Origin of the sequence: Sutcliffiella sp. NPDC057660, assembly GCF_042800035.1 — a bacterium.
Taxonomy (GTDB): Bacteria; Bacillota; Bacilli; order Bacillales; family Bacillaceae_I; genus Sutcliffiella_A.
In genome coordinates this window covers 1-7,046 of sequence record NZ_JBHVHV010000035.1, presented here as the reverse complement: position 1 = coordinate 7,046, position 7,046 = coordinate 1, and the positions used below count along the sequence as shown (strand labels likewise).

Here is a 7,046-nt window from a genome sequence, read left to right as displayed (position 1 = left end):
GACCATGCACTACCTGTCAGCTATACACTTCCGCCACTACGGTGTGTTCAGGACTTTCACCCTCTAGTCCGATGCGCTGCCAAGCGCACAAAAGCCCACCATGCGACAATTGCAAAGCGGGCCTTCCCATCTGTCCATTAAAATGTTTCGTATGCCACCACTTCATCCAGCGGCAAGCGCAATGTTCCGTGTGCTTCTGTAGCAGCTTTACCAACTGAGATCAGCATCACGGGAATGTAGCGTTCTGGAACGTTGAACTCCTTTTTGAATGCGGCACGATCAAATCCGCCCATAGGAACACTATCATAACCAAGGTCTTTTGCAGCAAGCATCAGTTGCATCGCAGCAAGCGAGCTGTTCATCACGGCTTCGTCACGTGCGAATTGATCGTTCGTGTAGGCACCATGAATCTGGCCAGTCAGCATTTCTTTTACTTCTGGTGTCATGTAACCTTTGTTCACGACTTCCCCGTATACTTTTTCCGCATTATGGTTCGCTTCCAAGTCGCCAAGAATGGCAATGGTTACAGAGCTGTCGACCACTTGTTGCTGGTTATATGCGATTGGCAAAAGCTTTTGTTTTTGAGTGTCAGATTGAACCACAAGGAACTTCCAATGCTGCAGGTTCCAGGATGATGGTGCCGTGATCGCTGCTTCCAGGATCGTGTTCAGATCTGCCTGTGGCATTTCAAATTGGGTATATTTACGAACAGAATGACGTTCTTTCATTACAGAAATTGCTGAATTTTTGCTTGTAGTTTCCATGAAGAAATCTCTCCTTCTTCTTGTTGAATTAATATTTACTTTTCTTTTCTATCATATACATATCTCGATGTCAAAATATTTGCTTTCAAGATAATTGGGGTATTTATGTACAGGATGAATTTATTAGCGTAAAAGTAAAAATTTTCCCAAGAAAGCTACTTCACTAATTGTTGAAAGGTAAATCTTTTTTCCTATTTTAAAGTTTGCTCCCCATGCCCTTTTTCTCATTTTCCAAAAAATACTTCTGAAATGATACCGCTTTCCGATAGGATAGATTGGGAGAAGATCTCCTATTTCTTAGAAGAAATGGAGTGGTGGAATGAAAAGGTTGGTGTTGATTATGCTTATTGCACTTCTTGTAGTACCAGTATCTGTCCAGGGCGGGACGATTGGCGGTAAGGATAATCCAGGTGGCATTCCAGGTCAATGGTATGTTGGGGATACTCCAAGCTATGTCGATCCGAACAAGCCTGTCATCGTCTTTGTTCATGGAATCAACAGTTCTTCGAAAACATGGTGGGAAAACAATAATATGTATCAGACCGCATTGAATAACGGCTTTCAGACGGCTTTCATAGACGTTCATCCCGATAAAAACATGTGGGATAACGGCTCGATTGTAAGCGCCAGGATCCGCGATATCTATACCCATTTTGGAAATAAGAAAATTGTCATTGTTGCCCACAGCAAAGGCGGCATCGATTCCCAAAATGCCCTTGTCCATTACGGGGCATACCCTTATGTATCAAACCTCATCACCTTATCCAGTCCTCATTACGGTTCACAGCTTGCAGACCTTGCGTACAGCGGCTGGGCAAGCTGGCTTTCCAGTATTCTTGGCAGCAAAAACGATGCAACCTATTCGCTACAAACAGGCTATATGAACAGCTACAGACCCCAAATTGATAACCATACAAACCGTTCTCGCAATAAAATCTACACATTGGCTGGAACCAGCTGGGGAAGCTTCGGCTCTTCGCTCTATTGGGGCGGACTTTACTTAAGCTCCTACGGCTCCAATGACGGCGCAGTTACGGTTGCAAGTTCCCGTCTCCCATACAGCACAGAGGTTCGCGTAAGCAACTGGAATCACACCACCGTGCGCGAGGGAGGTACGTTCCAGTATTTCCGACCATACTTGACGACCACTCAGACATCCGGCCTTGCTGTACTTAGTGAGGTCAGTGCGACGGTCGAGCCTGTTGAGCAGGATCCGACCGACATCAGTGCCCTCCACCGCGGCGGTGAGTTCCGTTTGGAACGAAAAGAAACATTCTTTGTCGAGGAGAATGTACAGAAGATTGATCTCGATTGGTTAAGTGACAAGCAGACCAAGGACATCGAGGTTATCAGTCCTTCAGGTGTGGTATACCGTGACTTCAAGCACGCCGTTGATCAGGAGATTTTCAAAGGCGGGCATCATCATACCTTCCAGATCTCCAATCCGGAAGCAGGTGTTTGGACGGTAAAAGCGAAAAAGGATAAGGCAGCCTATTTAATGACCGTTGGCTTCCATACCGAACTGAACGAAGAAATTGTCCTTGAGGACTCAACTCTTGAATTAAAGAATAAAGGAAACAAAGTGAAGGACTTCAGCGTGGATGTAAAGATCAACAAGGATGGTAAAGCGAAACAGAACTTCGGCATGAAGGTTGCCAATAAGGGAAAAGTGGCGATGAACTTCAAGGAGGAAGGTGTTTATACGATTACGCTTGATGTAAAAGGTGTAACAAAAGACGGGAATGAGTTCGAGAGAACGATTGTGAAGTCTGTTTATGTAGATAAGTACGGGAATAAATATTAACCTATGAAGAAGCCGGGAACCATGCTGACAAGCAATCAGCATGGTTCCCGGCTTCACTATTATCACCGTTCAGCATTTCTTGTTAATTGAAGATAGTTGAAACTCGCATAAATAGTCATCAGACCTCCCGATACTATCAGTGCAGTCATCATCAGTTTCGCTCCGTCAGTAGGAGATCCTCCCACTAGCATCGCTCCACAAAAAAGCATCAACGCAATCCCTGCCGAATAAACCGAAAGTATTCTCTTTCCTTTCATCCTTCTTTTCCCCACTGCAAAAAGGATATAGACGAAGCTCACCAACATCAAAATGGGGAAAAGAGGCTTATACTTTAACGAATAGATGAAATAGTCTAGCTGCGAGATATTCTCCCGTTCCACTACCCCGTCATTCCACCATGAAGTAATTTTCGCGGTACTTTCCCATTCTGAAGGTCTTTCCACCAAATCACTGCCTTCATACCAAGATGCAAAAGTTGCGATGCCAAATAGCATAGCAGCCAAGCAGAATGCTACCATACTTCCTACTCTCATCTACTTCCCTCCTAAAATCGCTTTTCAAAGACAACCCGGTCCTGCCCAATCCCATCATAATTTTGATGAATGGATATTCCGTTCACCTCATAGTCACCTGGCTTTATGGAGAAACCGAGTTTGGTATGGAATTCGATTGATACGGTATTTACAGGAGATGTGACACACCCGACCATCTGACAGCCTTTCTCTTTTACAATCTGAAAAAAGTGTTCATATAATCTGCGTCCTACCTTTTCATTCCGAGCTTCAGGGTTTACCCCAACAAAATGGATGTACGCTTTTTCTGGATGACTTTGCGAAACAAACCCGATGACAAAACCCATCAACTGCCCATCCTTCTCCAACAGGAAGCTTGTATCTTGGAAGTGGTCGATGAACAGGCGGGGAAGCATGTCGACCATGTTGCGTCCGCCCCACCATTCATTAAGATTAGTGGAGATCCGAAGAAAATCATTGTTATGTATGCTTCTCAGTTTCATCTGAATACCTCCTGCTTTCCCTATTATTTTAACGTTTCATTGGCTGAAATGGTTTCAACTTTGCTACAATTTCTACCACTTTATTTAAATGTCTCGAATGTGATTAATGAAAAGTCCACAGAACAGGAGACTCCCTTATTTGCCGTTTTCTTGTTTCAATGGCTCTGGTAAACACCACTGTTTGGATGGACCTTTCTCATGCCTTCACACCTCAAAAGGTCCTTCATATACCCGATGATGGACTTTTCTCATGCCTTCATAAACCGGATGAAGACCTTTCATTAAGATTCTAAAATCGAGATTTATCCACAATATTCTTTAACTAAGCCTTTTCAATAAATGCCCTATCACCATACATAGCATCATCAATCCAACAAACAAACCAGTATTCCCTGTTTCCATCCCCAAAAATCGTGGGCCTATAAATAGTTCCAGGATAAATATGAGGATGGCTCCTATTAACAGAACCCTGTAAACCATGATCAACCACTTCCCATTTATCTATGAATTTCCTCTTTTTACTTCTTTGCTCAACTTCTCCACTTTTTCCTCCAAACGATTCAACCGAATCGCTCTCTGCTTTATGCTTCTGAAAACAATTGCCACCATAAACACAAGCAGAACAAGTAACCCTAAACTAAACATTTGATACAAAGCATCCCCCAAATTAAATGCACCCATATCTGTCACCTCAAAAAAAGATTATTTAACGAATATACGATTTAATACATGATAAAGTTCCATCATCCGGACTGTAGTCTGTAGCACACTACATCCTATCTTCCACCTACATAAATCCACTCTTCCTTACCTGTTTTTGCTGAATAGAATTTCCCCTTCTCAAAGTATTCCAGTGAAGGATTCATATGAACCAGTTCGAATTTTCCGGATATGGCTGAATAGATCATCACGGTTTCTGTTACTCCTTGAATGTTAAGCGTTTCCAATGAAACAGCTACTTCAAGGTGCTGCTTCTCGATATCCTTATAGGAGGGCACATCTGGATTATGGTTAAACATATTTATTCCACCTGTTCTTGCATTAATAATCATAACCGTTCCCTGTTCAAGCGGAGTATAAAGCGGATAGCCTTTATACTTAGGTACAATTTTGAAGCTATATAGCTTGTAATCATTACTTGCATTACTGGCATTTACCCCCATCGGTACCAAGTCGTACGATAAGTTGCTGCCATATATTTTTTCTACATGTTCTTTCACTTTTCCCTCGGTTTCCTCTCTACCCAGAGTTGGACCATCCAGTTCTGTAGGATAGCTATGCACCTCCAGCAACTGCCCATTGAGTCCATCTATCAAACCATCAAATTGCCCTTCTATATGAAATTGATAGGTGTAGGGACTACCGTTTAAAGGGCTTTCCTTTTTCAGCTCCACCTTTTCCTCGTAAACGCCCAATATATGGGCAACCTGTTTTGTAAGTTCCTTTTCACCCATTGGCTGCAGCTCTTCTGGAAGCTTGTGAAAACGAGTATAACTGTCACTCAGGTTATTAATATCTTTGTAGAACCTATCGAATTCATCCACGTCGAGTGTTTCAAAATAAGAGCTATATCCATGCTTGAATTTCCGGTATTGCCTGGTTGACATTTGGTTCAGTTCGTCAAAATATTGTTGCATGGCTTGATATGCAGCCTCATCCGTTTCCGACCACATCCCCTGATCAAACCGGAATTCCATGATTTCAAGCATCGAGTTGAAGTTTGAGGTATTGATGCTTAAGTAGTATTCCGTGTTGTTTAGTTGATGTTTTTCGATAAAGTTAAGGTGCTCCTCAAGCGCTATCTTATCTACAAATAGTTGATTCACGGCACGTTGTACATATTCCAGGTCACCACTATGTTCTGGTTCTTTCACTATATTAATCATAACAGGCAGTAATTCCTGACTTCTGTAGTAATTTTCAAATTCCAACATCAACTTTTCCCTTCCACTTTTATAGTCCGTTACAAGCAGGGTAAGGATCACTGCGATTAACACTGCAGTAATCCATTTATACCTGGTGAGTCTGATTTTTAACCATACTTTATCATCGACCGTATTCGGAACTTCAGTATTTTCCAGTTCCTTTATATGATCAAAAAATCCCTCTCCTGTCTGATAGGTGTTCCTGCATGCTTCACATTCACTCAGATGGGCATCAACAGCCTGCTTGACTGCAGGACTTAATTCGTTTTCCATATATAAAGGGTACAAATCCCTGACTACCTCGTGTTCTAGCTTCATCGTTCCTCCCCCACCTCCTTCTTATAAATCTCGCGAAACTTTTTTCTTGCCCTATAGATTCCCACCTTTACCTGTGCAATCGACTTATTGGTGATATCTGCGATTTCCCCATAGGTAAGTCCGTTCTCATCACGTAGCAGGATATAGGACCGATAATTTTCCGGTAGCTTCACCAGTATCATTTGAATCAACAGCTTATCCTCTGCATGTTTGTATGGATTCTGCTGAACACTCAATCTTTCTTCCAATGTTTCAAAGTGCACCTCCAACTGTGTCTGCTTTTTTACGCTAAAATTTATGTAAGTATTCCGGGCAATCTTAAAGAGCCAGGTTTTCATGGAGGCTTCCCCTCTATAAGTGGAGAGGGATTTGAATGCCCGGAAAAAAGTCTCCTGAGTCAGATCCTCGGCAATATGCCGGTTGAGTGTGGAACGATATAAATACGAATAAATCGCCTGTTTATGATTTTCATATATCTCTATCCTAGGGTCGGACATCACATTACCCCTCTCTTGCATATACAGACACTCGTATCCGCCAAAAGTTACACCAAATATTTTATTTTCCATATATATTTTACCAATTGATCATTCGAGATACTACTGAACTTGTAAACTAGCTGTTTTTCGTTTTTTCACATAAAAAACCCAGGTCAATTGAACTGAGTTTATATTTTCATTCACTTTTCAGGTACTCCCTTATTCCAATAAACCCTCGACTTTGACTGCCATATCATATGAAGAAAGCCTTCACCCCAATAATCCTCCAACAAATAATCAGGTTTTCCATATTTCTTTTTCCATATCTGTTGGGCATGGATGTATCCGCTATCCAAGCAAAATTCTTCAATCCCCTTATTAGCCAGTGTCCAATACATTTCATTTAATAGTAAATTACCTATCCCCTTCCTTTGAAAGGCAGGATCCACAAATACTGTCCCCACTTCGATTAGATCCTTAAAAGAATCATCTATATATTTTCTTACCGCACTTGGTTAGAATTGCCCAGAGACCGCTTTCCTTAATAAAGGGATTCCATTTTTTATTCCATTTGCCCAAGTAGGATTTTTTTGTTGAACTTCTTATATAGTTTTTGATTGTTACTTTCCCAATTTATTTTATCTATTGTTTTTGACATCCTTAAATTACCGAAAGCTGACGGTATTGCCTGTCCAGAATTAGTCGATTATAATGTCCGTATATAATTCGAAAGATTTCGAC

At 41.6% G+C, this 7,046-nt stretch carries 7 protein-coding genes and 1 pseudogene; 1 reads left to right on the top strand and 7 read right to left on the bottom strand.

The genetic code is table 11. The annotated features are described in order from the left end of the window. Positions 1-137 precede the first annotated feature (137 nt). Positions 138-764: a nitroreductase family protein gene (locus tag ACFVAD_RS24145; RefSeq protein WP_386646430.1), complete on the bottom strand. Its 627-nt coding sequence runs from the start codon at positions 762-764 to the stop codon at positions 138-140. A 319-nt stretch (positions 765-1,083) separates the two neighbouring features. On the opposite strand from ACFVAD_RS24145, the gene ACFVAD_RS24140 reads away from it, so the two are divergent. Further along, the gene (locus ACFVAD_RS24140; RefSeq protein WP_386646427.1) at positions 1,084-2,568 is read left to right on the top strand and encodes a lipase family alpha/beta hydrolase; all 1,485 of its coding nucleotides are present in this window, start codon (positions 1,084-1,086) and stop codon (positions 2,566-2,568) included. A 62-nt stretch (positions 2,569-2,630) separates the two neighbouring features. On the opposite strand, the gene ACFVAD_RS24135 is transcribed toward ACFVAD_RS24140, so the two are convergent. The 6 genes and pseudogenes from ACFVAD_RS24135 to ACFVAD_RS24110 all read right to left on the bottom strand — a co-directional run. Further along, positions 2,631-3,101 carry a YjdJ family protein gene (locus ACFVAD_RS24135; protein ID WP_386646424.1) on the bottom strand — a complete coding sequence of 157 codons (471 nt, stop codon included), beginning with the start codon at positions 3,099-3,101 and terminating at the stop codon, positions 2,631-2,633. 11 nt (positions 3,102-3,112) lie between these two features. Continuing rightward, complete coding sequence (locus ACFVAD_RS24130) at positions 3,113-3,583, bottom strand: GNAT family N-acetyltransferase (protein WP_386646422.1); 471 nt, start codon at positions 3,581-3,583, stop codon at positions 3,113-3,115. 501 nt (positions 3,584-4,084) lie between these two features. Next, the gene (locus tag ACFVAD_RS24125) at positions 4,085-4,264 is read right to left on the bottom strand and encodes a DUF4083 family protein (RefSeq protein ID WP_386646419.1); all 180 of its coding nucleotides are present in this window, start codon (positions 4,262-4,264) and stop codon (positions 4,085-4,087) included. A gap of 95 nt (positions 4,265-4,359) precedes the next feature. Further along, complete coding sequence (locus tag ACFVAD_RS24120; RefSeq protein WP_386646417.1) at positions 4,360-5,826, bottom strand: zf-HC2 domain-containing protein; 1,467 nt, start codon at positions 5,824-5,826, stop codon at positions 4,360-4,362. Further along, a complete protein-coding gene (locus ACFVAD_RS24115) occupies positions 5,823-6,323 on the bottom strand; it encodes an RNA polymerase sigma factor (RefSeq protein WP_386646415.1) in 501 nt (166 codons plus the stop codon). Before ACFVAD_RS24115 ends, ACFVAD_RS24120 begins: the two co-directional genes overlap by 4 nt. A gap of 182 nt (positions 6,324-6,505) precedes the next feature. Continuing rightward, positions 6,506-6,796: pseudogene (locus tag ACFVAD_RS24110) on the bottom strand (GNAT family N-acetyltransferase); the annotation flags it as partial. Positions 6,797-7,046 lie beyond the last annotated feature (250 nt).